The following is a 26,435-nucleotide window of genomic DNA, read 5'->3' as shown; positions in this document are numbered from 1 at the left end:
TCGAGGGGAAGTAAAATCCCGCGTGCATTCATTCGACAAAATCATTGTAAATCGACTGAATTTCTTCTTGGAAGAAGCCACGATAGAGGAGATAACGCTGAACTTTCGCCTTTTCTTTCCACTCAAGAGGTAAAGTTTCACTAAATTTACGCTGTGCGACTTCTTTTGCGAGCAGACACCAGTCGATTTCACTAATTTCAAAAGCAGCTTGAATTAGCTCTTTATCGACCCCTTTTTGCATCAATTCCGAACGGATGCGCTGTGCCCCATATCCTTTCCGACTACGGCTATTAATATAACTGGTGGCAAAGCGGGAATCGTCTAGCCAATCGTGTTGGTAGCAATAAGCAATAACTTGTTCGATAGCTTGAGGATCAATATCTTCGACAGGTTTGCTATTTTCACCGCTGGTGCGCCTGCCCCAATTCCCTTTTGCCGAAAAAGGCTGGGCTGCAAGCTTACGACGCAACTCCGATTCACTATGATCACGCTGAGAGAGTAATCTCATGGCACGGCTTAACAGGTCATTCATATACCCTTCTTACTTGACGTTACTGCTGTGTTAGCGGCTCTCACTCGCCCGAATTACTGACAAGGGTCAGCTCATCGGGACTCATTCGTTGGCTGCCTTGCTGTAACCCCAATTACTTTGGGTATTACCCTTCTTACTTGACGTTACTACTGTGTTAGCGGCTCTCACTCGCCCGAATTACTGACAAGGGTCAGCTCATCGGGACTCATTCGTTGGCTGCCTTGCTGTAACCCCAATTACTTTGGGTATTACCCTTCTTACTTGACGTTACTACTGTGTTAGCGGCGCTCACTCGCCCGAATTACTGACAAGGGTCAACTCATCGGGACTCATTCGTTGGCTGCCTTGCTGTAACCCCAATTACTTTGGGTATTACCCTTCTTACTTGACGTTACTATTGTGTTAGCGGCGCTCACTCGCCCGAATTACTGACAAGGGTCAACTCATCGGGACTCATTCGTTGGCTGCCTTGCTGTAATCAAATTATTTTGGGTAACAGCCTTCTCTCTCGGCGTTGCAGGTAGGTACGGGTTCTGATTATTTTGGATATGAGCAGGAGTGGAGGGCTGAATACGAATTGCTATTTACTCAAGCGGCCCAATTGATGGGCCGCTTGTTAACTACTTAATCTGCTGATATTAACGCGCTGTTTTAACCTTATTAATTAAAACTCTTCGCTAGTTTCATCAGTCTCATCGGCAAATGCTGCTGTTGCTACAGGTTGTTCGCCGTTCCCACCGTTAAGTAGCATTTCACGCAGTTTTTTATCCAACTCTGCCGCAACCGCTGGGTTTTCTTTTAAATAGTTGCTGGCATTCGCTTTACCTTGACCAATTTTGTCGCCGTTGTAGCTATACCATGCACCTGCTTTCTCAATCAGTTTGTGTTTAACACCCAAATCAACGAGTTCGCCGTTAATATTGATGCCTTCACCGTACAGAATCTGGAATTCAGCTTGTTTAAATGGCGCTGCAATTTTATTTTTCACAACTTTAACGCGAGTTTCGCTACCAACAACCACATCGCCTTCTTTTACTGCGCCAATACGGCGAATATCCAAACGTACAGACGCGTAAAATTTAAGTGCGTTACCACCAGTGGTGGTTTCAGGGTTACCAAACATAACGCCGATCTTCATACGAATCTGGTTAATGAAGATCAGTAAGGTATTCGCATTCTTCAAGTTACCCGCCAGCTTACGCATAGCCTGGCTCATCATACGTGCCGCAAGGCCCATGTGAGAGTCACCGATTTCGCCTTCAATCTCGGCTTTAGGCGTCAATGCAGCAACCGAGTCAACGATGATAACGTCAACAGCACCAGAACGAGTCAATGCATCACAGATTTCCAATGCTTGCTCGCCAGTATCTGGCTGAGAACAAAGCAGGTTATCAATATCTACACCTAATTTTTTGGCATAAATTGGGTCAAGAGCATGCTCAGCATCGATAAATGCACAAGTCTTGCCTTCACGCTGTGCGGAAGCAATAACCTGTAACGTTAGCGTTGTTTTACCTGATGACTCAGGGCCATAAATCTCAACAATACGCCCCATTGGCAAGCCACCCGCCCCCAATGCGATATCAAGAGAAAGGGAACCGGTAGAGATGGTTTCAACATCCATTGAGCGGTCTTCGCCAAGGCGCATAATAGAGCCTTTACCGAATTGTTTTTCAATTTGGCCCAGTGCTGCTGCTAACGCCTTTTGTTTATTCTCATCAATAGCCATTTTTACTCCCTCTCTGGTATGCAGGGGTTACCCCTACCATTACCACTGAATGTTGTTTTATGCAGGAAATTACCGCTAATTATACTGTACAATCATACAGTATCAAGCCTATTTTTACAGAAAATCATCGAATAGTGTTTGTAGCGCGAAAACAGCCGCTTGCAGCCTTACTGCATCGCGATCACCGGGGAAAATCTGTTTGCATGCCAAAATCTGCCCTTCACGTGCCGCGAAAGCAAACCATACCGTACCAACCGGTTTATCCGCACTGCCACCATCAGGCCCGGCAATGCCACTAATAGATACCGCGAAGTCAGCATTCGCTTCTCTCAATGCTCCGAGCGCCATCTCTCGTACTACGGCTTCACTCACAGCACCATAATTTGCCAACGTGATTTCGTCCACACCGAGCAAATCGTGTTTGGCTGCATTACTGTATGTCACGAAACCACGGTCAAAGTACGCTGAACTCCCCGCAATATCAGTTAATGCTTTGGCCACCCAACCCCCTGTACAGGACTCAGCACAGGTCACCCAGGCACCACGGGCCTTTAGCTTATTCCCGATTGCAATACTGAGCTGACGTAATTGTTTCTCGCTCATTGTTGCCCCCTACTCTAATAAAATCTCCCGCCGCCGATAGTAGCACTTCTTTAGCCCGTAACGACAACCACTGTCAGTTATGCGAAACCTCTCGCAAGGAGGAATGAAAAAAAGCGCTTTCCCGTACAAAGCTTTACCTCACAGGCTTAGCTGTTAGTATCAAAAGGGCTGTTCGAATTTATCGGCAACGTAGGATGCGGCAAGTTGCATCAGGGGTACTGGATAGTTATCCGGGATGATGAACTAAGGACGAGATAGTGAAAAAAACGCTTAACGCCTTTTTCCCACTTTATAGTGCAACCGTTTTGATGTTGCTGGGTTCAGGCTTATTGACGACCTATATTTCGCTAAGGTTGACCGCCATCCATGTCTCAGGTGCATTAATTGGGGCAATTATTGCCGCAAATTATATTGGTCTGGTGATCGGTGGCAAGGTTGGCCATTTCCTGATTGCCCGCGTAGGCCATATTCGCGCTTATGTCGCCTGTGCCGGTATTATCACGGCAGCCGTGTTAAGCCATGGACTTACTGAATACATCCCCGCATGGGTAGTTCTGCGCTTGATTATTGGCCTCTGTATGATGTGTCAGTTTATGGTGCTGGAAAGTTGGCTCAATGATCAGGCAGCCTCTAATCAACGCGGTATCGTGTTTGGTGTTTATATGGCTGCAACCTATGCCGGTATGGCGTTAGGTCAGGTGGTATTAATGCTCCAACCTGAGTTGGGTTTGAGCACCCTGATGATTATTGCGCTATTTTTTGCCCTTTGCCTGGTGCCTGTAGCCCTGACAACGCGCAGTAATGCCCAACAAATGTCCCCAGCCCCTATGGAGCTGAAATTCTTTATCAGTTCAATTCCCAAAATACTGGCATCAACTTTGGTGATTGGCATGATTGTCGGCTCCTTCTATGGTCTGGCACCGGTCTATGCCAGCCTGCAATCGCTATCAACGCAGGAGACCGGTTTGTTTATGGCATTATCTATCTTTGCCGGTTTAGTGGCCCAACTTCCTCTCAGTTGGTTGTCCGATCGCTATAACCGCACGCTATTGATCCGTATTAACGCATTATTACTGGCATTAACTGCGCTGCCGTTGGCCCTGGTGCCCCATATCTCGTTCCATTTCTTACTGGGTCTGGGGTTTGTCGTCAGCATGTTGCAGTTCACCCTCTACCCACTGGTGGTCGCTCTGGCTAATGACCTGATTGCACCAGAGCGGCGTGTGTCACTGGCGGCATGCTTACTGATGTCATTTGGCGTTGGCGCCAGCATCGGGCCGCTTGCTGTAGGTGCCCTGATTCAGCCATTGGGTGGCAATATTCTGTATGCATTCTTCGTACTGTGTGGTGTGGGCCTGATAACACTGAGCAGAACGGTGAAACAAGATCAGGACGAATTTGTTAACGATGCCCCGGTTCCACATATGGCAATACCGGACAGTCTGGTCAGTTCCCCACTGTCACCAGCGCTGAACCCTAGTTTTGACGAGCAAATGATCCACGATGTTATGCCGCCTCCTGATCAACAAGAAGAAGCAGAAAAAACAGAGGAATCGTCTGCAACAGACACACCTAACGCCCCGTAACTCGGGGTCATAGGGGTATCAGTTTGTTTGTGCAACCTCTCTGACGTTAAAATTCGGTACAGCTTGTTATTTATTCAGCTTTGAATAAAAATACCAACATCAGGTAATTAGCGGGACGGAACCATGTCGAGACAAGATGAGCAACGGTTGCTGGTGAAAATAGCCACGCTGTATTACAGCGAAGGTATGAAGCAATCTGAAATTGCTGACAGCCTGCATTTATCTCAATCTTTTGTCTCCCGAGCGATCACCCGCTGCGTTAAAGAAGGAGTGGTGAAAATCAGCGTGATTCAGCCTGCCAATATGTTTATTGGTATCGAATCACGGATTCAAAAACACTATGGAATCGATCAGGCCATTGTGGTGGATATTGCTGATGACGCCAACCCAGTCCAAATAAAGCAAGCTATTGGTTCTGCTGCTGCCCATTACATGCAAACCAGTATTCGCCCAAACGATATGGTGGGGATCTCTTCGTGGAGTAGCACTATCCGGGCGATGGTTGATAACCTTCATCCGCTTAACATCAAAACCAGCGGGGTTATCCAATTACTGGGAGGGGTTGGCCCCAATGGTAATGTGCAAGCCACCTTGTTAACTCAAGCATTAGCCAATATTTTAAATTGCCCGGCTTACTTGCTGCCCGCTCAAAGCATTGAACGTTCGACAGAAGACCGTGCACGCCTGATATCCAGTGGTGAAGTTGCCGATGTAGTGAATAAATTCGCCGAAGTTGATCTGGCATTGGTGGGAATTGGTGATCTGGAGCCATCACAGCTATTGAGAAACTCCGGTAACTATTATCACGAAGAGATGCTCAAGTTGCTGGCAGAGCGTGGCGCCGTGGGTGATTTATGTCTGCATTATTTTGATGCTGCTGGCGATGCGGTACTCAGCGATGAAGAAGATCCAGTGATTGGTATGTCGCTACCACAACTGCGCGCCTGCCCCCGAGTGGTAGCGCTGGCAGGAGGGGTAGGGAAAAGTGCTGCCATTCGTGGCGCACTGACGGGTAACTATGTTGATGTATTGATTACCGACAGATTAACCGCCGAAACCTTGCTTTAAAGCGACTGCGCTCGGTTAATAATCACCATAATGATTCGCCGCGCCCTCCCTGGTGCGGCATTTGATAACGTCATTGAAACTAAAGCGGCGACTTCCCATGCCAGTAACAATCAACTCCCAGATACTTACTGAATGCTTCTTGCAATACCTGAGCTGTCGCTGAATGGTTCATCGCCACATGGTGTTCGAAACCATTATTACAGATATGCGTAAGTAAGCTTTCCAGCTGTGGCACTTCCACTACCGCACGGCAACCCACGGTATCTAACTCGTCACTGACAGAACGGCCTTCACCGACATAAGCCCGAACCTGGCCGGTAAAATCATCAGAAGAGAGGCGGAAATAGGTCAATGGCCCGGATTTCATGCGGCCATGGACAGCACCACAGGTATTCTCGCAACCTACAGTTGTTCCGATAATATCAGCGGTGCCCATGGTTGAGCTTTCCAGACTTTCACTGGCAAAGTTGCCACAGTGGAATAACACACATTTATCACGCTCTGCGCCAAAGTTATTATTCCAGTCAGCAATTGAGGCCGGCGCCAGTGAGCAACTCGCCAGCGCATACATCGATAGTGCCCCCATGACATCCACTTCACAGGCACTTGGCATCAGTTGCCCGGACATCACGCTCATAATGGAACAGACGTTGATACCCAAATTCTGTTGCAGCGAGGTCCAGCACTGCATGGCGGTGGTATCGATATCGTTGGCGATAATCCATTCACTGATAACCACAAACAGTTTCGCCATTTTGTGTAACTTATCTTGTGGGATAGCACTGGTGTCACCGTTGGCTTTTAACAGCGCCAGTTTTTCACCAACACGAATATCGTTATCACTGAGATTAGCGACGCGGAAGAACACTTCGGATAAATCGAGCGTTTCAACAGTAATGCCCAAATTCTCCAATAACTTCTCGCTGTAGCGCACGGTATTAAAGTTAGTTGGACGAGCACCAATAGCCCCGACACGCACCCGTTTCATGGCATGCACCACACGGCACAGTTGTACAAATTGCTCGACGTCGTGGCTAAATATTTCGCTGTTTAGACTACAAACATGCTGCTTGGTCAATGTGAATGGAATGCCATATTGGCGCAGGTTGTTACATAACGAGATTTTGCCGCAGAAGCTGTCGCGACGCGTCGCTAGCCCCATTTTATCCAGCGCATCTTCTTCAGCCTGTACTAATACCGGTACTTTGAGGCCCGAAAGGCGAATAGCATCTGAGACACTTTTTTCATCACCAAAGTTGGGCAGAATCACTACTACACCATGGATCTCTTCGCTGTGCTTACGGAATAACTCGGCACACACGTTGGCATCACGCCAGTTTTCAACCCCCCCCAAGGGGGTTTGCTCTTCATTGAGCATAATGATGTTGATGCCCAGTCTATCAAACAGCGCCTGAGCATCACGGCGCGCGTCAGCCACCAGATAGCTTGGGAAAAACCCCCGGTTGCCGATAATCACCGCGAAAGTTAACTTACGAGGTATTGCTGACATATGCTTACTCCTAGTGTGGGTTATTTCGGCTGAAAACGCGCGCGCGCGATGGCCGTTTGCCAGAGGCTATAGTTATCTTGCATCTCCGCACTTTGAGCGCGCGGTTCGATGTATTCCACTTCACGGGGAAGTGCGGCTAATTGCTGGTTATCCTGCCACCAACCGAGGGTTTTCCCGCCTAAATATGCCGCTCCCAGTGCCGATACTTCGGCGGTATGGTTGCGTATCAACGTGCGCTGCAACAGGTCGGCTTGAAATTGCATCAACCAGCGGTTGCTGGTCGCTCCACCATCTACCCGCAGCCGTTCAAGACGATGGTTGCCAGCCCGCTCCATAGCAAAAAAGACGTCGGCTATTTGGTAGGCGACCGACTCTAACCCGGCGCGGGCTAATACCGCAGGGGTGGTAGCATCGGTCAAGCCGCAGAACAGACCACGAGCCTGGCTATCCCAATAAGGCGCCCCTAATCCCGAGAGGGCTGGAACAAAATAGACCCCCTGATTACCTGACTGACTTTGCGCCATCTCGGTCAAGTGCGCTAAATCCGTGATACCTAGCATGCGTGAAACCCACGCCACCCCCGAACCGGTATGCGTGATATTGCCTTCGAGGGCATAACGTAGTTCGCCGTCATGCCAGGCAATGGTGGTACTCAGACCATTGCTCTGTGTTACCGCCTGCTTCACGGTAGTCATCAGGGAAGAGCCGGTACCATAGGTCGCTTTTATTTCGCCCGCACGGTCACCGCCCTGCCCATAGAGCGCAGCGTGGGAGTCGCCGATTTGTGCCACAATCGGTACCCCCTGTGGCAAGCCAATAATACCGGTATTACCGGTATGTCCGTGGATAGCCGCCGAGGGTAATACCGCAGGCAGACAAAGACTGGGAATACCAAATAGCGCCAGCAGGTCAGGATCCCATTGGCCGGAATGAATATTAAACAGTTGGGTACGGGCTGCATTGGAGAAATCGGTCGAGAAACTTTGGCCGCCACTGAGCTGCCAGGTTAGCCAGCAGTCGATGGTTCCGACGCACAGTTCACCGTGAGCCGCACGTTCCACACCACGTGGGATTTCTGCCAGCATGCCGTGAACCTTGGCGGCCGGAAACAGCGGATCAATCTGCAATCCAGTGCGTTCGGCAATCATTGCCGCCTCAGGTAACTGGCTCAGCGTTTGACAGAAAAGCTCTGAGCGCCGACATTGCCAACTCACCACTGGCGTCAGTGGTGTGCCGGTATCCCGCTCCCAAATCAGCACCGACTCACGCTGGTTACTGATGGCAACACCGGCCACCCGCGCACCTGCCAACTGGTTCAGACAGCCTTCGATTGCCAAACAGACCGCCTGCCAGATAGCCAGCGGGTCCTGCTCTGCCCAACCAGGCCTTGGGTGATTCAGCAGAAGAGGCACTGAAGCCTTCGCCAGAATCTGCCCGGCAGTGTCCACTGCAATGGCTTTGGCATTGGTGGTGCCTTCATCAATAGCCAGAATAATCGGCGTTGACATGATTACTCTCCTCGGCAAAACCGCAGAGCACGCGCTACAATGCCTGCCGCATCAAAACCATGCCAGGCACGCATATCTGCCCTGTCGGCAGCAATCGCATAGCCGCCATCAGGAATACCTAATCTCACCAATGGGATCCCACTGCCCGCTTCGGCCAACACTTCAGCCACCAAACTGCCCACACCACCATTAATGTTGTGCTCTTCGATGGTAATCACCCGCTGACTCTTCTGGAGAATGGTTAACAGTTGCTGAGTATCACACGGACGAATAGAAGAAACGTTGACCACCGCAGCAGAAACGTTGTTATCCGCCAGTATCGCGGCAGCACTTACAGCCTCATGCACTGTAGAACCCATCGCTACCAGAGCAATATCCTGACCATCCTGCAAGACATCAATCTGCCCCGGTACAAAGTGGTAGTGCTCATCATGGAGTTGTGGCAAGGATTTGCCGTCCAGACGAATATAGACCGGTCCCTGATGGGCGATAGCATAATCAATTATTTGACGGCACTCTTGTGGGTCAGAGGGAGCATAAATTTCGATATTGCCAAAACCACGTAAGATAGAAATATCATCGATACAGTGATGAGTACTGGCCAGCGGCCCGTAACTGGCGCCAGAATTGAGACCGAACAACTTAACATTGCTATTGTTGTAGCAAACATCGATTTTTAGCTGCTCATTGGAGCGTGAAATCAGGAATGGCGCGGCATTACAGGTTACTGCAACTTTCCCGCCCATGGATAAGCCCACGGCTGTGCCGACCATCGCTTGTTCGGCAATACCTACGTTAACCACGCGATCAGGGAAGCGAGCAGTAAACGGCCCGATTTTCGCCGTCGAAGTGGAATCAGCCACCACCGGAACCAGATCAACACCGTTATCCACGGCTTTGATAAACTGCTCAACCATCACTGAGGCCAAATGTTCTGCATTACTCATCGCTCAATTCCTCCAGTGCCAGATCAATTTCAGCACCTTTCGGCACCCGATGGTGCCACTCCACGCGCCCTTGAATAAAGGAGATACCGGCACCTTTTTCGGTGTTGGCAATCACCACATTGGGTTTACCCTTGGGTTGTAATGCCTCCAATGTTTCCACCACCGATTGCATGTTATTACCCTGGCATTCCGTTACTTCTAAACCAAATGCACGCCATTTATCCGCCAACGGGTCGGTATTCATAATTGACTTGGTGGTGCCCGCCAGTTGGAGTTTGTTTTTATCGTTAATGATTATCAGATTGTCTAACTGATAGTGAGCAGCCACTAATGCCGCTTCCCAGTTACTGCCTTCGGCTAACTCACCGTCGCCGGTCAGAACAAATACTCGGCGTTGGCTGTTGGCGCGTTTTGCCGCTAATGCGATCCCGACGGCGACCGGCAAACCATGTCCTAACGCGCCGGTATTTAATTCGATCCCCGGCGTTTTGTGTTTTACCGGATGGCCCGGCAGATGAGAGTTAGCGTGTTGATAAGTTGCCAACCATTCCTCTGGGAAATAACCCGCTTCCGCCAGACAGCAGTAATAGCCGCCAACGGCATGGCCCTTAGATTGCACATAGATATCGCGCTCAGGATCAGTTAACCGGTCAGGTGCGCAATTAAGGATGCGGAAATAGAGTGCGGTCAGAATCTCTACCTGCGAAAGATCAGCACCGGTATGCCCCCCTGCGGGGCTGTTCGCATTAAGCAGGACGATCCGGCGGCGGATAGCCCGCGCCTTTCTCACCAGCTCATCGATTGACAGTGAATACGGATTCATGACATTACCTCTCTTATATTTTCCTTCGCCATTGAATTTTTACTCATTAGCGAATATTTATTCCTGATGGTGCTAAAAAATAGCTTTCATCAAGCCTGACCGGAAAGCCTCCTCCGGCGTTACCTCTTCAGTGTTCTGCGGCTTAGGGCAAGGTGTTACCCCATCAGCTCATTAGCCGTTATGGGTTCTTTATGCCTGCTCGCTTTTGCCCACTTGCGCAACTACGTTGGCTTTTTGCGACACAATTGCTGCTTTATGCTGCATACGGTTTTGCATCTGGTCGATAATCACAGCCACAATAATTACGATACCTTTAATAACCATTTGCCAGAATTCACTGACCCCCATCATCACCAGCCCGTCAGCCAAAATACCGATAACAAATGCGCCGATCAGTGTGCCGAGGATGGTGCCACGGCCACCGGCCAGAGAAGTTCCCCCCAATACCACGGCCGCTATCGCATTCATCTCAAAGCCGCTGCCGTTCGCAGGGTGGCTGGCCACCAATTGAGCGGAAACAATGATCCCGGCAATTGCCGCACAGAAACCGGAAATGGTGTAAACCCAAACTTTGACCTGCCGGACTTTAACGCCAGACAGTTCGGCGGCTCTCTCGTTATCACCGATAGCGTAGACATGGCGACCAAAAGGTAGGCGACGCGCTACATAGGCAATCACCAGAGCCAAAATGAACATGATCCAGATGGCGATCGGCAAACCCAGTAACGTGCCAGACCCCAGTAGATCAAAACCGGTGTTTCCGAGTTGTGGATTACCCTGTAAGCCTGGGAAGGTTTCACCGCCAGAAATCAGCATCGCCGCACCACGAACCACATACATGGTACCGAGGGTGCAGATAAACGGCGCGACGTTATAGCGGGTTATAATCCAACCATTGACCGCGCCAATCAGTGCACCGATGACCAATACCACCGGGACTACCACCCAAACACTAGGGAAAATGGCAATACCAAACATCGGTAATACAATACCTTGGGTGATCATCCAGCCTGCGATCATGCCGCACAGCCCCAAGGTTGCCCCGATAGAGAGGTCAATCCCTGCGGTGATAATGACAAACGTGATGCCCAGTGCGAGGAAGGCATTGATAGCGATATGCTTCACCATAATGATCAAGCTACCCGTCGCCAGAAAGCCCGGAACCATCACGGAGAAGAAACCAAGAATCAAAAACAGGGCAATAAAAGTGCGCATCTTGAGCAGAAGCAGCAGCATATTTTCCCGTGACCACGACGCGCCACCGGGCCGGTGACTCGCCAACGCAGTGCCAGTTGTTGCTTTCATCATTCGAACCCTTGTGCGCTTGCCGTAACCAATGCCGATTCACTGGCCGACTGACGGGATAAGTTCGCGGTCAGCTTGCCATTCGACATCACCAGTATGCGGTCAGATACCGCCATGATCTCTTTCAGATCAGAGGTTGAGAACAAAATACCAATCCCCTGCTCAGAGAGTTTCACCATCATTTCAAACACATCAGCTTTCGCCCCGACATCAATGCCTCGCGTTGGCTCATCCAACAGCAAAATGTTTGGACTGGTCAGTAATGAGCGCCCTATCACCACTTTTTGCTGATTACCGCCACTGAGAGCCTGAATCTCTACTTCCGGTGAAGAGACTTTGATCGACAAATCCCCGATAACCGACGCCACCACTTGTGACTCACTCTCTTGCCAGATAGTGAAGCTGTGTTTTAACCGACGCCATAAGCTGGAAATAGTCAGGTTATTGGCCACCGATGACACAGGGAAAATACCGGTTTTTTTACGGTCTTCCGGTACCAGACTCATTCCCAGACGAATGCGCTCTGCGGTTGAGGTTTTGGCATTAATCGACGTGCCATTGAGCCGGATAGTGCCAAGATAGCTCTGCTGCGTGCCCAGCAGACATTCAAACAATTCGGTACGACCTGCCCCCATCAACCCATAGATGCCGACAATTTCACCCGCCCGCACTTGCAATGAGACCTGATTCACTACCGTGTTGCCGGATTCATTGATTAACGTGACATTATCAACCTCCATCATCGGGGCACCGAATGTGCGGTCCGGGTGAAGAAAACTGGAAACCGGGTCACTGCCCAGCATTTCACGCACAATCCACGGTACATCAATATCTTTTACCGCAGCTTCAGCCTGAAAACGGCCATCACGCAAAATCGTGATGTAGTCACCAATCGCCATCAACTCTTCCAAACGATGTGAGATGTAGACGATGGAAACACCCTGTCGCGTCAGTTCGCGAATAACCCGAAACAAGATATCAACTTCGGTTTTACTCAACGCCGACGTCGGCTCATCCAGAATCAGAATATCCGCCTGTTCTGCCAGTGCCTTGGCGATTTCAATTAATTGCTGCTGGCCTACTTTCAGGTTTGACACCATCTCTTTCGGCGAAATAACCTGATCAAGACGCACCATTAACTGTTCAGCAATCAGCTCCTGCGCCGCCTGATTAATGGGTTTCAAGCCTTGCTGAATCTCACGCCCCAGAAAGATGTTTTCCGCAACATTGAGGTTTTCCGACAGGTTCAGCTCCTGATGAACCATGCCAATACCCAGCGCCGCCGCCTCACGAGTATTGGCAATACTCACCGCGTTACCATTCAGGTAGATTTGGCCGGATGTTTGTTGCTGTACCCCAGCCAAGATCTTCATTAAGGTAGATTTTCCGGCGCCATTTTCGCCGATAATCACATTCACTTTGCCGCGATAAACGTTATAACTGACGGCATCTAGCGCCAATGTGCCAGGAAAACGCATTGAAATGTCCTCAGCACGCATGACGATGTCAGGTCTGTGATCCATTAGTGGCTCTCCTTATTCAAACTGAGCGGCACACCATTGCTCAGACCGGTAGGGGTGAGTGTCACCGCTGCCAATACCTCGACTTGCTGCCCGACCCAACTGGCATCGGGTTTTGCCACATCCTGCAAAGCACGCTTGCTTAATGCTTTAGAGAGCTGGGCGTATTGCACCTGATTTTTAAAATCTTCGAAGCGGATAAACGTTGATGCATCACGAATGGCATTACCTTTGACGATTGGCCCCACTTGCAGCACTTGTTCATCACCGTCAATGGCCAAACGAATCAACCCTTCCCGCCCTTCTGTGTCTACCGCCACCACTTTGCCGTTAAAACGAACAAAACGACTTTGGCTATTTTTCCCTGCTGCTGGCTGACTTTGTTGCTGCTTTACCTGCTGCCAACTGAGCGCATTGCTATTGGCAAACGGCATAACTTTACTCACCCAAATGGTGGAGGCGACTTTATCCGGTGGCTGGTTATAGTCACTGACCACCGCGTTAGGATCGACTGGCAGAATCGGTTTACCGTTTTCATCCAAATCAACCACGGTACAAGCCACCAGCACCGTACTGATAACCAACAAACCGCCTGCTTTCGATAAGGCACTGAACCACATACTGCCTCCTGTCAGGAGGGGCGATTACGCCCCTCATTCTTAAACCATGGTTTTAATAACCGGTGATTATAAGATGGGTGTTTCAGTCGCGATTATTGTTTCAGTGCAAAGACATTCAGATTCTTGGCATTGTTTTCATCAATCAATACGCAATCCATCAGTTGCTTTTCTTCCAACCCGGTTTTGCCGGTTTTCAGATATTTATCAGCCTGCACCACCGCCATCTGAGCTTGTGCCCAACCCGGCTGTAATACAGTGGCTTTGATATTGCCTTTGTTGATGATCGAGTCGCGAACATAGTCACTGCCGTCAAAGCCGACGACAATGACATCATTGCGCCCCGCAGCTTTCAATGCCGCTTCTGCACCGAGTGCCATGGTGTCGTTGCCGGAAATCACCCCAGTGATATCTGGGTTAGCCTGCAAAATGGACTCCATACGGTTGAATGCTTCAGTCTGGCTCCAGTTTGCAGTCTGTTGGGCAACCATCTTCATGTCGCTATGTTCGTCAATCACGTCGTGATAACCCTGTGAACGAACATGAGCATTGGTATCGGACTCACGGCCGAGCAATTCAACATATTTGCCTTTGCCACCCATCAACGTAACGAATTTCTCAGCGCCCAGTTGTGCACCCTGATAATTGTTCGACACGATTTGCGATACTGCGATTCCAGTTTCATTAATTTCACGGTCAATCAGGAAAGTCGGAATACCGGCCGCTTTGGCTTTTTTCAATGGCCCGATAGTGGCATCCGATCCGGCGTTATCCAGAATGATCGCTTTAGCCTTACGAGCAATGGCAGTTTCCAGCAGTTGGTTTTGTTTGTTCACATCATCATCATGAGAAGCCACCAGTACGGTGTATCCCAGTTCCGTTGCTTTGGCTTTAGCACCTTCCGCCTCCGCTTTAAAGAACGGGTTATCGTGGGATGGGGTGATAATGGCGATCAGGCCGTTACTGGCGGCACCAGCAACACCCGCCATTGAGATCAATGCTGCGGTAAGACAGGATTTCAGTAGGGTATTTTTCATTATTTTTCTCCGCATTGAATATATATTCACTATTAAATTTATATTCAACGTAATAATACAAACGCCCCGCAGCTTGTCCAATGTGAGTGCAAGGAAAGTAGAAGCCGGTCACAAATTAGTCGACACGGATAGAGAGATAGCTCGGATAAAAGCCGCTTAGATAAGAATGTAACAGTACAAAAAACGGATTGATTATTTCACTCGAATGTATAAAATTTTATACAGACATCAAGGAGTGATGAATGATTGGAAAAATAATCGATTGGCGTGGTAGTTCACTTGAGGATCTGAAGGCTTTCCCAGAAAGTGCTTGTGCGGTAGCGGGGAAGCAACTACGCAATATCCAGCATGGTATCGAACCTAATGATTCCAAACCTATAAATGATTGGGGAGCGGGGGTTATTGAAATACGGTTAGATGATAATTCCAAAGCTTATCGTGTTGTTTATATTGCCAAATTCGAAGATAAAATTTACGTATTACACAGTTTCCAAAAAAAATCGCAAAGAACCAGTCAGAAAGACGTCAATATTATTAAGGTTCGTTATAAAGAAGTTATTCATGAGCGGAGAACAAAAAATGATAGATAAAATTGACACAGCATCACGTCACATCACTACCGCTGGAGACAATATTTTTACTGATTTAGGCTTTACTGATGACAAAGCAACTCAATTGTTAGCGGAGTCAAATGCAGAAATTGAACAGGCTTTAGCAATGAAAAAAGCGCTCATGACATCTATTGCCAATTGGATTAAATCAGAAGGAATACGGCAAGTGGACGCAGCCACATTATTACATGTGTCGCGTCCGAGAGTTTCCGATGTTGTTAATCAAAAAACTGAAAAATTCACTCTTGATTCTCTGATTAGTATGGCTGGCAATATTGGCAAAAAAGTGACACTCGTTATTGAATAAATAAATTCTGAGTCAGCGATATAACTCAATCACCGCAGGCGTCACCTGTAATTCGTGTTGCCAGTGGGTCAACGTCAGGGTCGTTAACTCAGCCAGCCCCTGATAAAACGGGTGTCCGGCATCAGATTGCAGCAAGGCGAGGTAACGATACCCCCACGGCAACAGGTGTTCTGCCAGTAAAACTGGTAAATCCGCTGGTTGATGTTCTGCCAGCCAGGCGGCCATCATCAGCAATAAGCCGAAATGATCCTCTGGCTCTTGCTGCTCCAGTGTCACCTCCACTTGCTGCTGCGCCATCCAATCACGCAGTTTGAGCGTCGAGTCGCCAAACAGGACATTTTCTTTATCCAGATAAACCGATCCCCACGGGGGAGCGGGCAGTGCATATGGGCCAATAAACAGCCGCTGCCAAGCCTCTTCCAGGGTTTCATCTGACTTGTCTTGCACCAATAAAGCGGCAATGGGCATTAGTTGAGTTTCCAGGCCATAAGGCCACTGGGCTACCCACTCATCACTGCTGAGTTGCGCCACAATATCACTGCACGCCGGACTGTCCGGTTCACAATAAAACAGCGCACCCAATACGTGGCCAGTCAGCGCAATTTGTTGATAAGTCATATTGTTTCCAACCATTTCGTTACCTCAGAAGCGCGATCAATTCGCCATCAAACGGGTGAAGCATTGCGAGCAAAGCCAGGTTGGGCGTAAACCCAGCAGGGCTTTGCTCAGTCGCCATCAAGCTATCATTTAACCGCCGATTGCCATTCCGACCGTCATATGCAACCCGTAAAACACGCCACGGCCAATTAGCTCACCCGCAAAGATAAGCAGCATAGCGAAGATCATGCCGAGCGTCATCGGTGTGCGGCCTCTGATTAACGGACAAATCCAGCAACCCAGCCCCAGAACCAGTAACACCAAACGCCATACCATCAGGGTGCCATAGTGGGGAATAAGCTCTGAGGCTTGCTGTACCGAGCTGTAAATCGTCGACAAACTGGCCGCCTGCATAATGACACTGGCAATACTGATAATCAGTGCCAATACACTGATCATCGGTAGTTGCAGCATCATTCGCCCATTAATCCCGGCCAGTTGTAACAACAGATAACCCAACATCGGGCCGCCAATCAAGGTGGTAAGAACAAAACCTAGCGGGGTATAGAGGTTGTCCCAAGTGGGAACAGTATCAATGGAATAGACTCGACACATGGCATAGACAAATACGACGCCCAGCACCATGGCGACCACTAGCCAGACTTTGCCGAGTACCGCAGGCATTTTACCCAATACGGCCAACAACCAGTAAAAACCTGCCACCGCAAAGAACAGCGAACCGGCGGCTATTTCATTACTGAGCGCCGACTCGCCAATGCGGCTTAATGAATTGAATGCTCGCATTGGCGAACCTAAATGCAGTGTCGAGGCGATAAAAGCCAGTGCCATCAGCACCCACAGTACCAACATGCTGCGGTGAATCCGCTGTTGCTGGTCGTGACTCAAACCACCGAATATCAGCGCCAGTCCCAGCACAATAAAGCCTCCGACCACGCACTGCCCCAGTACCGTAAAGACCATTAGAGGCCATTCATGCCATCCCATGCCCATATTATACCTCCTTCGGATTTGCCAGATGACCGGTGGTATCTCTGACCGGACGGCTGTTGGCATTAGGTTTCACTACGATATTCGGCAGCGTGAAATGGGCTGCTGGCAATGGTGCGACTTCGGCCAAATCACCGTATTTCTCGCGTAATTCATCAATAGGGGCCATATCCAGCGCCCGCAGTGGGCAAGAATCGACACAAATCGGTTTCTTACCGGCAGCGACTCTTTCATAGCAGCCGTCACACTTGGTCATATGCCCTTTTGCTTCGTCATATTGCGGCGCACCGTATGGGCATGCCATATGGCAATAGCGGCAACCGATGCAAATGTCTTCGTTTACCACAACGAAACCATCATCACGCTTATGCATTGCGCCACTCGGACATACTTTGGTACAGGCGGGATCACTACAGTGATTACAGGCGATAGAGAGATAGTAAGCGAACACATTTTGGTGCCATGCGCCGTTATCTTGCTGCCAATCCCCACCGGCATATTCGTAGATACGCCGGAAGCTAACATCGGTGGATAAGTTTTTGAAATCCTTGCAGGCCAACTCGCAAGTTTTGCACCCAGTGCAGCGGCTGGAGTCGATGTAAAAACCATATTGCGTTGTCATCAGTCAGCTCCTTATGCCTTGGTAACTTGAACGAGGTTGGTATGGGATGGATTCCCTTTCGCCAACGGAGAAGGTCGCTGAGTGGTCAATACGTTAATACTGCCCGCGCGATCAATACGTTTCTCATCCGGGCTATACCATGCCCCCTCACCCAGTGCCACAACCCCTGGCATCATGCGCGGTGTGACTTTGGCGTTAATCTGAACTTCGCCCCGGCCATTGAAAATACGCACCATATCGCCATTTTTGATCTCTCGCTCGCGGGCATCCATTGGGTTAATCCACATTTCCTGACGGCAGGACGCTTTTAAAACATCGACGTTGCCGTAGGTGGAGTGGGTTCTGGCTTTGTAGTGGAAACCCGTTAACTGTAATGGATACTGCTGATTGAGCGGGTCATCGTAGCTTTCAAAACCTGCGGCATAGACCGGCAGCGGATCGATAACATCGTCTTGTTGCAGTTCCCACGTGGCGGCAATCTGTGCCAGTTCGGCAGAGTAAATCTCAATTTTGCCCGATGGTGTGGTCAACGGATTGGCAATAGGGTCTGCGCGGAACGCTTTATAGGCAACATGATGCCCCGCCGGATCGCGTTTTTTAAAGATACCCTGTTCGCGGAACGCCTCAAAAGAAGGCAGTTCAGGAATGGCCTGTTGCGATTGTTGGTAGAGATGACGCAACCACTCTTCTTGCGTGCGCCCTTCGGTAAATTGCTGCTCCACCCCCATGCGTTTTGCCAGTTCTGTGGTCATTTCATAGATGTTTTTGCATTCAAAACGCGGTTTGATGACTTGATCGGCAAAAATCACATACGCCATATTGCCGCTGGAAGCGTCAAGGCAGAAGTCCATCTGCTCAGAGGCGGTACAGTCAGGCAGGATGATATCGGCGTATTTGGCTGACGAGGTCATGTGATTATCGATAACCACCACCATTTCACATTTTTTATCATCTTGCAGAATGTCGTGGGTACGGTTGATTTCTGAATGCTGATTAATCAAACAGTTACTGGCGTAATTCCAGATAAACTTGATCGGTACATCCAGCTTATCTTTACCGCGCACACCATCACGGGTAGCGGTCATTTCTGGCCCGCGTTCAATCGCGTCAGTCCACAGGAACATCGAGATACTGGTTTTAACTGGGTTTTCCAGTGTTGGCATGCGGACAAACGGCAAACCGTAAGAGCCTTCGCGGGCACCAGAATTACCGCCATTAATGCCAACGTTACCGGTCAGGATAGCCAACATGGCAATGGCCCGACTGGTATTTTCGCCGTTGGAATGGCGCTGCGGCCCCCACCCTTGCGCAATATAAGCCGGTTTCACCGACCCTATTTCACGCCCCAGTTTAATGATTCTTGCGGCTGGAATACCGGTGATGGCTTGCGCCCATTGTGGTGTTTTGGCGGTTTCATCTGCGCCCTGCCCTAAAATATAGGCTTTGTAGTGGCTATTTTTTGGCGCATCTGCCGGCAGGGTTTTCTCATCGTAACCGACACAATATTTATCGAGGAACGGTTGATCGACCAGATTCTCGCTAATCATCACATAGGCCAAGGCCGATGCCAGTGCCGCATCGGTACCGGGCCGCAGCGGGATCCATTCATCTTCTCGACCTGCTGCGGTATCGGTATAGCGTGGGTCAATCACTATCATCTTGGCATCGGATTTCTCCCGTGCCTGCTCCAGATAGTAGGTGACCCCACCACCACTCATGCGCGTTTCAGCCGGATTGTTACCAAACAGCACCACCAGCTTGCTGTTTTCGATATCGGACGGGCTGTTGCCATCAGCCCAGCCACCATAAGTGTAATTCAGGCCAGCAGCGATTTGCGCAGTACTGTAGTCACCATAATGATTAAGGTAGCCACCACAGCAATTCATCAGCCGCGCCAATAGCGTCGCTCCCGGTGGCCATGAGCGGGTCATGGTGCCACCTAAGGTGCCGGTGCCGTAATTCAGATAGATAGCTTCGTTACCATATTCTTTAATGATGCTTTGCATGCTGCCCGCAAGGGTGTCGAATGCCTCTTCCCATGAGATGCGCTTGAATTTGCCTTCCCCACGTGCGCCAATACGCTTCATTGGGTATTTCAGACGGTCAGGGTTGTATACCCGGCGGCGCATGGAGCGGCCACGCAAACAGGCACGCACCTGATGCAAGCCATCAAAATCATCATTGCCAGTGTTGTCGGTTTCGACATATTTGATTTCGCCATCAACGACATGCATACGTAGCGGGCAGCGGCTACCGCAGTTGACAGTACAAGCACTCCAGATCACTTTGTCATTATTGAGCGGATTTATTGCCGATTGCACCGCGCGGGCGGCGCGGGAGAACGGGAGCGAAAAGGCTCCGGTTGCCATGGCAAGACTGCCGATAAGCGTCGTTTGGACCAGTTTTCGGCGCGTGACTTCTGCCGTTAATAGCCGGGATTCGTTGGTCTCTTTCATAAGATTCCCACTTGGTTGCATTCCAGAAAATGGACAACATCCGTGATAGATGAAATCCGATTAATTCAAAAAAATGAGTAATTCTGCGGGAGAGGTTGTGTCATGAATGAGAGCGCAGTGGCCCAGCTACAGCAGTTATTATAGTTAGGATGATAAACAGTTCTTCCCGCAGTTATGAGCCTACCCCTTATGGGTAGTGCGGGTGTTGTCTGGTATCAATAAAGCAGTGGGGATTACCTTCTCCTCACTGCTTTATGATGAATCTGTGACAAATAACCGTTCTGTTTAACAAGCCTGATGATACAGCGCCATAATTTCATCAATCGATGCTTCACGCGGGTTCCCGCCGGTACATACATCCGCGAAGGCTGCTGCTGCCAGCGCGGGAATATCATCAGCCAGCAGACCCACCGCACTCAGGGATGACGGAATGCCAATATCACGGTTCAATTCAATTACTGCCTGAATGGTTTGCTCACGAACCTGTGCCAATGACCCACTCAGGGCATTGTCGAGGCCCATCGCCATCGCGATTTGACGCAAGCGTTCACCGGTATAAGCGGCGTTATAACGCATGATATAAGGCAGTAAAATGGCGTTGGCGACACCGTGTGGCATGTTGTAAAACGCCCCCAGAGGGTGTGCCATACCATGAACCAACCCCAGCCCTACGTTTGAGAACCCCATTCCAGCGATATACTGCCCAAGTGCCATATCTTCGGTGGCGGCGGCATCACCTTGCACAGAAGCCCGCAATGAACGACTGATGACTTCAATGGCTTTAAGATGCAAAGCATCTGTCAGTTCCCAAGCCCCTTTAGTCAGATAACCTTCGATGGCGTGGGTCAACGCATCAACCCCGGTCGCGGCTTTCAGGGCCGCTGGCATACTGTCTATCATGTCAGCATCAATAAATGCCACTGCCGGAATAGCATGAGGATCGACGCAAACAAATTTGCGCCGCCGCTCTTCATCAGTAATTACATAGTTAATGGTCACTTCTGCCGCAGTACCGGCTGTGGTTGGAATGGCCAGAATAGGTACACAAGCGTTGCGGGTGTCAGCCACCCCTTCCAAACTGCGCACATCAGCAAACTCAGGATTATTGATAATAATGCCGATGGCCTTGCTGGTATCTTGTGGCGAACCGCCGCCCAGCGCGATGAGATAATCCGCCTCGCTTTGGCGAAAAACAGCCACACCTTGTTGTACGATGGCGATTGTCGGGTTGGGCGTTACCGCATCAAAGACAGCAAAATCCAGACCGGCCTGTTGCAAGCGGCTGATTAGGCAAGCCGCGACACCGCACTCCATCAGTATTTTGTCGGTGACCACTAACGCTTTTTTATATCCCCGCCGTGTCACTTCATCGGTGAGCGCATCCAGTGAACCGCGCCCAAACCATGCCATTTCGTTTAAAATCATTCTGTTCATGACTGATTCCTCTCGGTATTTTAACCCGCACGCTAATCTTCAACCCGTAAACCGTAGGTTTTGAATTTCTCCAGTACCACGCTGATTTCTTCTTTGGATAACACCGGCACCTCATCAATAATCGGCAAGATAGCCAGCAGCAGTGTTGCCAACACCTCAACTTCATGAGCAAGCCACAACGCTTTGGCCAAATTCTCCTCACAAGCAATCAGGCCATGGTGCTGCAACAGCGTGGCCTTGCGGTGCTTCATCGCCACGGCGACATGTTCAGACAGCGCTTTGGTACCAAAAGTGGCGTAGGGCGCACAGGGGATATCATCGCCACCGGCAGCGGCAATCATGTAATGAATCGCCGGGATCGGGCGGTTAAGAATCGATACTGCGGTGCAATGGACTGAGTGGTTGTGTACCACCGCATTGGCGTCTGCCCGGGTATGATAAACCGCCTGATGAAAACGCCACTCACTGGAAGGGACTTTGCCAGGCTCATGGTGGCCGCTGGCATCGATATAAACAATATGCGACTCCGTCAGTTTGTCGTAGGCAATACCGGAGGGCGTAATCAAAAATCCATCCTGATAGCGCACACTAACATTGCCAGCCGTCCCTTGATTCAACCCTAAACGGGTCATTTCCAGGCAAGTATTGATAATATCGCGCGCCAGTGCTTCTCTCTTCATTTGTTCCTCTCTTAAGATGCAAATACCTAAATATAAAAATGCATTGAATAATGGATGTAGGTGAATAAGCGTTAACAACTGTGGATATATCTTTCGCTCATTTAATTCAACTGAGAAATAAAGCACACCAAAATGTGAGCCATGTCATGACTATTCATAACTTAATCGCAATTTAGATCTTATTTATTTGCATGAAATGTCCGTTTGAAAAAACAATATGGACAAACGGTCAAGTGACGCCGAATGATTAAGTGTCGGGCTATTTTCCAATAACTGACCGTTTGTGACAGAAATAGAAAAATCGGTCATTACCCATGTGTGTTTGAAACACAATTCATTTCAAACGGTCATGAAATGTTTTTATTTAAAGTGACTGTCATCACAAAATATCAGCATTGAGTTACCAATGTGATTCAGCTCATACTTTTTAGCAATTTTTACCTTATAAAGAACGGGACTTATCGCAATGAGGATATTTAAATTTGTCACTCAGGCAGTTGTGGCTCGCCAGAGAAAGTATCACTCATTAAACAAAAATAATTCCGTCGAACATTACAAACTTTCGGACTAGTGAAGTATCTGACGAGGGCATCATGGGAAATATTTTAATACAAACAGATAGCACTAAAATTTCCGCCTCGGTAAGTGACGAGGCTGCAAATAAAAAAAGGTATCTGATTCCTTTCGCATTACTGTGTTCACTGTTCTTCCTTTGGGCAGTAGCAAACAACCTAAATGATATTTTATTACCTCAATTTCAGCAGGCTTTCACCCTGACCAACTTTCAAGCGGGGCTGATTCAATCCTCCTTCTATTTTGGCTACTTCTTAATCCCAATATCTGCCGGGATATTGATGAAAAGGTTTAGCTATAAGGCGGGGATTATTACTGGATTACTGTTCTATGCCTTCGGGGCGGCATTGTTCTGGCCTGCGGCAGAAACGATGAATTACACCTTGTTTTTAATCGGATTATTTATTATCGCTGCCGGTTTAGGTTGCCTGGAAACGGCTGCCAATCCTTTTGTTACTGTATTGGGGCCAGAAAAAACCGGTCACTTCCGTATTAACCTGGCACAGACCTTTAACTCTTTCGGGGCCATTATTGCGGTAGTGTTCGGCCAAAGCTTAATACTCTCCAATGTGCCCCACCAAACACAGGAAGTGCTGGATAAATTGTCTGCTGAGGATTTGAATAGCTATCATCATAGTTTAGTAAAAGCTGTTCAATTACCCTATCTGATTATTGTTGCTGTGGTTATTTTTGTTGCGCTATTAATTTTAATCACTCGTTTCCCGGCAATAAAAAGTGAATCGGATGATTCGCATAACGGTTCTTTCTTTGCATCACTACCACGGTTATTAAAGATAACACATTGGCGCTGGGCGGTATTAGCACAGTTCTGTTATGTTGGCGCACAAACCGCATGTTGGAGCTATTTAATTCGTTATGCCATTGAAGAGCTACCGAATATCACACCGGGATATGCGGCTAATTATTTAACGGCCACCATGGTATGTTTCTTTATCGGTCGATTCAGTGGCACCTGGTTAATTACTCGTTTCGCACCAGAGAAAGTTTTAGCGGCTTATGCATTTATCTCTATGCTGTTATGTATTATCTCTGCGGCCTTCGGCGGACATATTGGATTATTAGCACTCACCCTGTGCAGTATGTTTATGTCGATCCAATACCCAACCATATTCTCATTAGGCATTAAGAATCTAAATCAAGACACTAAATATGGCGCATCTATTATTGTTATGACCATTGTCGGTGGTGGTATCGTCACCCCGATCATGGGATTAGTTAGCGATGCGGCAGGGAATATACCTACGGCTGAAATTATTCCTGCTTTATGTTTTGCCATTATCTTTATTTTTGCCAAGTACAAAACAGTTCCCGTTAATTAATAATACGGGTAACGGACAAATTAACATTAAATTCTTGCTACTGAACACAAGGACTAATAATGAAAAAGACAATTCAATTACCTAAAATTGGCATTCGCCCGGTCATTGATGGACGCAGAATGGGTGTGCGTGAATCGCTGGAAGAGCAAACCATGAAAATGGCCCGTGCCACCGCAGAGTTTCTGCAAGAGGTGGTACGCCATCCTTGCGGCACGCCCGTTGAATGTGTCATTGCTGATACCTGCATTGCCGGCATGGCAGAATCCGCCGCCTGTGACGATAAATTCAGCGCACAGAATATTGGCCTAACCATCACGGTGACACCTTGTTGGTGCTACGGCAGCGAAACCATTGATATGGACCCGTTCCGCCCGAAAGCTATTTGGGGCTTTAATGGTACCGAACGCCCTGGCGCGGTCTATCTGGCAGCAGCACTGGCGGCGCACAATCAAAAAGGATTGCCAGCCTTCTCTATTTACGGCCATGACGTGCAGGATGCTAATGACACCCGCATCCCTGCCGATGTGCAGGAAAAACTGCTGCGCTTCGCTCGCGCAGGTTTAGCCGTTGCCAGCTTAAAGGGCAAAAGTTACCTCTCTCTCGGTGGGGTATCCATGGGGATTGCCGGCTCCATTGTTGACCATAACTTCTTTGAATCCTGGTTAGGAATGAAAGTGCAAGCGGTCGATATGACAGAGTTGCGCCGCCGCATTGATCAGAAAATCTATGACGAGCAAGAGCTAGAGCTGGCGTTGTCATGGGCAGATAAAAACTTCAAATACGGACCGGATAAAAACGCAGAACAATACCGCCGTTCACCGGAAAGCAGCCGCGCGGTACTGCGTGAAAGCCTGCAAATGGCGTTATGTATCCGCGACATGATGCAAGGTAATCCAACACTGGCAACGAAAGGTTTTGGTGAGGAAGCCTTGGGCTATAACGCCATTGCTGCCGGTTTCCAGGGTCAGCGCCACTGGACCGATCAATATCCAAATGGTGATACCGCTGAAGCCTTGCTGAATAGTTCGTTCGACTGGAACGGCGTGCGCGAACCGATGGTTGTCGCCACCGAAAACGACAGTTTGAACGGCGTGGCGATGCTATTTGGCCATACCCTGACCGGCACCGCGCAGATCTTTGCGGATGTCCGTACCTACTGGTCACCGGAAGCGGTACAGCGGGTTACCGGCCATCAACTGGAGGGGGTTGCCGAACACGGCATTATCCATCTGATTAACTCCGGTTCTGCCGCGTTGGACGGCACTTGCCGCCAAAACGATGCGCAAGGTAAACCGACCATCAAACCGCACTGGCAAGTGAGCCAGCAAGAAGCCGATGCTTGTCTGGCGGCAACCGAATGGTGCCCCGCTATCCATGAATACTTCCGTGGCGGTGGCTTCTCTTCGCGTTTCCTGACCCGTGGCGGTGTGCCATTCACCATGAGCCGTATCAATCTGATTAAAGGCGTCGGGCCGGTCTTGCAAATTGCCGAGGGCTGGAGTGTCGAATTACCGAAATCCGTTCACGACACCCTGGACAAGCGAACCGATTCAAGTTGGCCAACCACCTGGTTTGCTCCACGCCTGACCGGCAAAGGGCCATTCAGCGATGTTTACTCGGTAATGGCGAACTGGGGAGCTAACCATGGCGTGCTGACCATCGGCCATGTCGGGGCGGACCTGATTACACTCGCCTCGATGTTACGCATCCCGGTGTGCATGCATAACGTCGAAGAAGAGAGTGTTTACCGGCCAACTGCGTGGGGCGCGCACGGTATGGATATCGAAGGGCAGGATTACCGCGCCTGCCAAAACTACGGCCCATTGTATAAAAGATAATGTGATGTTTGAGCAGGGTCGCAGGTGTGGAGCACTCCTTACCTGAGTCATAAAACAACCCTTGCTGTCAGCAAGGTGAACGAAGGGTTTATCGTGCCCCGAGGGTTTAGCGACTCACATCGTTACCGCCTCGACGCCCCATATTCCCTTCGTTCCACGTTATTCGCCCCCCGTGGCAAGACAT

General features: G+C 49.3%; 23 protein-coding genes. 6 read left to right on the top strand and 17 right to left on the bottom strand.

Annotated elements, in window-relative coordinates; genetic code table 11:
• Positions 1 to 28 precede the first annotated feature (28 nt).
• From recX to pncC, 3 genes are all read right to left on the bottom strand, one after another.
• On the bottom strand, positions 29 to 532 hold the full coding sequence (gene recX / locus V1956_RS06950; RefSeq protein ID WP_083160248.1) for a recombination regulator RecX: 504 nt from the start codon (positions 530 to 532) through the stop codon (positions 29 to 31).
• 664 nt (positions 533 to 1,196) lie between these two features.
• The gene (gene recA, locus V1956_RS06945; protein WP_083160250.1) at positions 1,197 to 2,261 is read right to left on the bottom strand and encodes a recombinase RecA; all 1,065 of its coding nucleotides are present in this window, start codon (positions 2,259 to 2,261) and stop codon (positions 1,197 to 1,199) included.
• Between the two features lie 114 nt (positions 2,262 to 2,375).
• Positions 2,376 to 2,864 (bottom strand): nicotinamide-nucleotide amidase, encoded by a 489-nt coding sequence (pncC, locus tag V1956_RS06940; protein ID WP_083160252.1) that lies wholly within the window; start codon positions 2,862 to 2,864, stop codon positions 2,376 to 2,378.
• A gap of 257 nt (positions 2,865 to 3,121) precedes the next feature.
• Between pncC and V1956_RS06935 the strand changes: the two genes are divergently transcribed.
• Together V1956_RS06935 and V1956_RS06930 are read left to right on the top strand one after the other, a co-directional pair.
• Positions 3,122 to 4,450 (top strand): MFS transporter, encoded by a 1,329-nt coding sequence (locus V1956_RS06935; protein WP_372558113.1) that lies wholly within the window; start codon positions 3,122 to 3,124, stop codon positions 4,448 to 4,450.
• Positions 4,451 to 4,573: 123 nt separating this feature from the next.
• Entirely contained in the window at positions 4,574 to 5,518 is a 945-nt protein-coding gene (locus V1956_RS06930) for a sugar-binding transcriptional regulator (RefSeq protein WP_083160256.1), read from the top strand.
• Positions 5,519 to 5,597: 79 nt separating this feature from the next.
• On the opposite strand, the gene V1956_RS06925 is transcribed toward V1956_RS06930, so the two are convergent.
• From V1956_RS06925 to V1956_RS06890, 8 genes are all read right to left on the bottom strand, one after another.
• Positions 5,598 to 7,028 (bottom strand): L-fucose/L-arabinose isomerase family protein, encoded by a 1,431-nt coding sequence (locus V1956_RS06925; RefSeq protein WP_372558112.1) that lies wholly within the window; start codon positions 7,026 to 7,028, stop codon positions 5,598 to 5,600.
• Between the two features lie 20 nt (positions 7,029 to 7,048).
• Positions 7,049 to 8,536, bottom strand: coding sequence for an FGGY family carbohydrate kinase (locus tag V1956_RS06920; RefSeq protein ID WP_442824943.1), 1,488 nt, complete (start codon positions 8,534 to 8,536; stop codon positions 7,049 to 7,051).
• A gap of 2 nt (positions 8,537 to 8,538) precedes the next feature.
• Entirely contained in the window at positions 8,539 to 9,483 is a 945-nt protein-coding gene (locus V1956_RS06915; protein ID WP_420071255.1) for a transketolase family protein, read from the bottom strand.
• Positions 9,476 to 10,306 carry a transketolase gene (locus V1956_RS06910; RefSeq protein WP_372558109.1) on the bottom strand — a complete coding sequence of 277 codons (831 nt, stop codon included), beginning with the start codon at positions 10,304 to 10,306 and terminating at the stop codon, positions 9,476 to 9,478. The genes V1956_RS06915 and V1956_RS06910 overlap by 8 nt, the downstream gene beginning before the upstream one ends.
• 189 nt (positions 10,307 to 10,495) lie before the next feature.
• Positions 10,496 to 11,611 carry an ABC transporter permease gene (locus tag V1956_RS06905; protein WP_372559834.1) on the bottom strand — a complete coding sequence of 372 codons (1,116 nt, stop codon included), beginning with the start codon at positions 11,609 to 11,611 and terminating at the stop codon, positions 10,496 to 10,498.
• Positions 11,611 to 13,134 (bottom strand): sugar ABC transporter ATP-binding protein, encoded by a 1,524-nt coding sequence (locus V1956_RS06900; RefSeq protein ID WP_083160267.1) that lies wholly within the window; start codon positions 13,132 to 13,134, stop codon positions 11,611 to 11,613. Before V1956_RS06900 ends, V1956_RS06905 begins: the two co-directional genes overlap by 1 nt.
• Positions 13,134 to 13,751: a DUF2291 family protein gene (locus V1956_RS06895; protein ID WP_083160269.1), complete on the bottom strand. Its 618-nt coding sequence runs from the start codon at positions 13,749 to 13,751 to the stop codon at positions 13,134 to 13,136. Before V1956_RS06895 ends, V1956_RS06900 begins: the two co-directional genes overlap by 1 nt.
• 92 nt (positions 13,752 to 13,843) lie before the next feature.
• The gene (locus tag V1956_RS06890) at positions 13,844 to 14,785 is read right to left on the bottom strand and encodes a D-ribose ABC transporter substrate-binding protein (protein WP_050086418.1); all 942 of its coding nucleotides are present in this window, start codon (positions 14,783 to 14,785) and stop codon (positions 13,844 to 13,846) included.
• 242 nt (positions 14,786 to 15,027) lie between these two features.
• On the opposite strand from V1956_RS06890, the gene V1956_RS06885 reads away from it, so the two are divergent.
• Both V1956_RS06885 and V1956_RS06880 read left to right on the top strand, forming a co-directional pair.
• A complete protein-coding gene (locus V1956_RS06885; RefSeq protein ID WP_420074476.1) occupies positions 15,028 to 15,375 on the top strand; it encodes a type II toxin-antitoxin system RelE/ParE family toxin in 348 nt (115 codons plus the stop codon).
• Positions 15,365 to 15,703 carry a helix-turn-helix domain-containing protein gene (locus V1956_RS06880; RefSeq protein WP_372559833.1) on the top strand — a complete coding sequence of 113 codons (339 nt, stop codon included), beginning with the start codon at positions 15,365 to 15,367 and terminating at the stop codon, positions 15,701 to 15,703. Before V1956_RS06885 ends, V1956_RS06880 begins: the two co-directional genes overlap by 11 nt.
• A 12-nt stretch (positions 15,704 to 15,715) precedes the next feature.
• Here V1956_RS06880 and dmsD read toward each other — a convergent pair whose 3' ends face one another.
• The 6 genes from dmsD to V1956_RS06850 form a co-directional block, all read right to left on the bottom strand.
• A complete protein-coding gene (dmsD, locus tag V1956_RS06875) occupies positions 15,716 to 16,321 on the bottom strand; it encodes a Tat proofreading chaperone DmsD (protein WP_372559832.1) in 606 nt (201 codons plus the stop codon).
• A 129-nt stretch (positions 16,322 to 16,450) separates the two neighbouring features.
• Entirely contained in the window at positions 16,451 to 17,311 is an 861-nt protein-coding gene (locus tag V1956_RS06870; protein ID WP_420074477.1) for a dimethyl sulfoxide reductase anchor subunit family protein, read from the bottom strand.
• A gap of 1 nt (position 17,312) precedes the next feature.
• The gene (locus V1956_RS06865) at positions 17,313 to 17,930 is read right to left on the bottom strand and encodes a DMSO/selenate family reductase complex B subunit (protein ID WP_005181957.1); all 618 of its coding nucleotides are present in this window, start codon (positions 17,928 to 17,930) and stop codon (positions 17,313 to 17,315) included.
• 11 nt (positions 17,931 to 17,941) lie between these two features.
• Complete coding sequence (gene dmsA / locus V1956_RS06860; protein WP_420074478.1) at positions 17,942 to 20,386, bottom strand: dimethylsulfoxide reductase subunit A; 2,445 nt, start codon at positions 20,384 to 20,386, stop codon at positions 17,942 to 17,944.
• 285 nt (positions 20,387 to 20,671) lie between these two features.
• On the bottom strand, positions 20,672 to 21,820 hold the full coding sequence (fucO, locus tag V1956_RS06855) for a lactaldehyde reductase (RefSeq protein ID WP_442824942.1): 1,149 nt from the start codon (positions 21,818 to 21,820) through the stop codon (positions 20,672 to 20,674).
• 32 nt (positions 21,821 to 21,852) lie between these two features.
• The gene (locus V1956_RS06850; RefSeq protein WP_442824941.1) at positions 21,853 to 22,500 is read right to left on the bottom strand and encodes an L-fuculose-phosphate aldolase; all 648 of its coding nucleotides are present in this window, start codon (positions 22,498 to 22,500) and stop codon (positions 21,853 to 21,855) included.
• Between the two features lie 593 nt (positions 22,501 to 23,093).
• Between V1956_RS06850 and fucP the strand changes: the two genes are divergently transcribed.
• Both fucP and fucI read left to right on the top strand, forming a co-directional pair.
• On the top strand, positions 23,094 to 24,413 hold the full coding sequence (fucP, locus tag V1956_RS06845; RefSeq protein WP_442824940.1) for an L-fucose:H+ symporter permease: 1,320 nt from the start codon (positions 23,094 to 23,096) through the stop codon (positions 24,411 to 24,413).
• Positions 24,414 to 24,472: 59 nt separating this feature from the next.
• Positions 24,473 to 26,251 (top strand): L-fucose isomerase, encoded by a 1,779-nt coding sequence (fucI, locus tag V1956_RS06840; RefSeq protein ID WP_442824939.1) that lies wholly within the window; start codon positions 24,473 to 24,475, stop codon positions 26,249 to 26,251.
• Positions 26,252 to 26,435: the final 184 nt, after the last annotated feature.

The organism is Yersinia sp. 2540 StPb PI (assembly GCF_052217165.1).
GTDB lineage: Bacteria > Pseudomonadota > Gammaproteobacteria > Enterobacterales > Enterobacteriaceae > Yersinia > Yersinia enterocolitica_E.
This window is presented reverse-complemented; position numbering and strand designations above follow the sequence as displayed.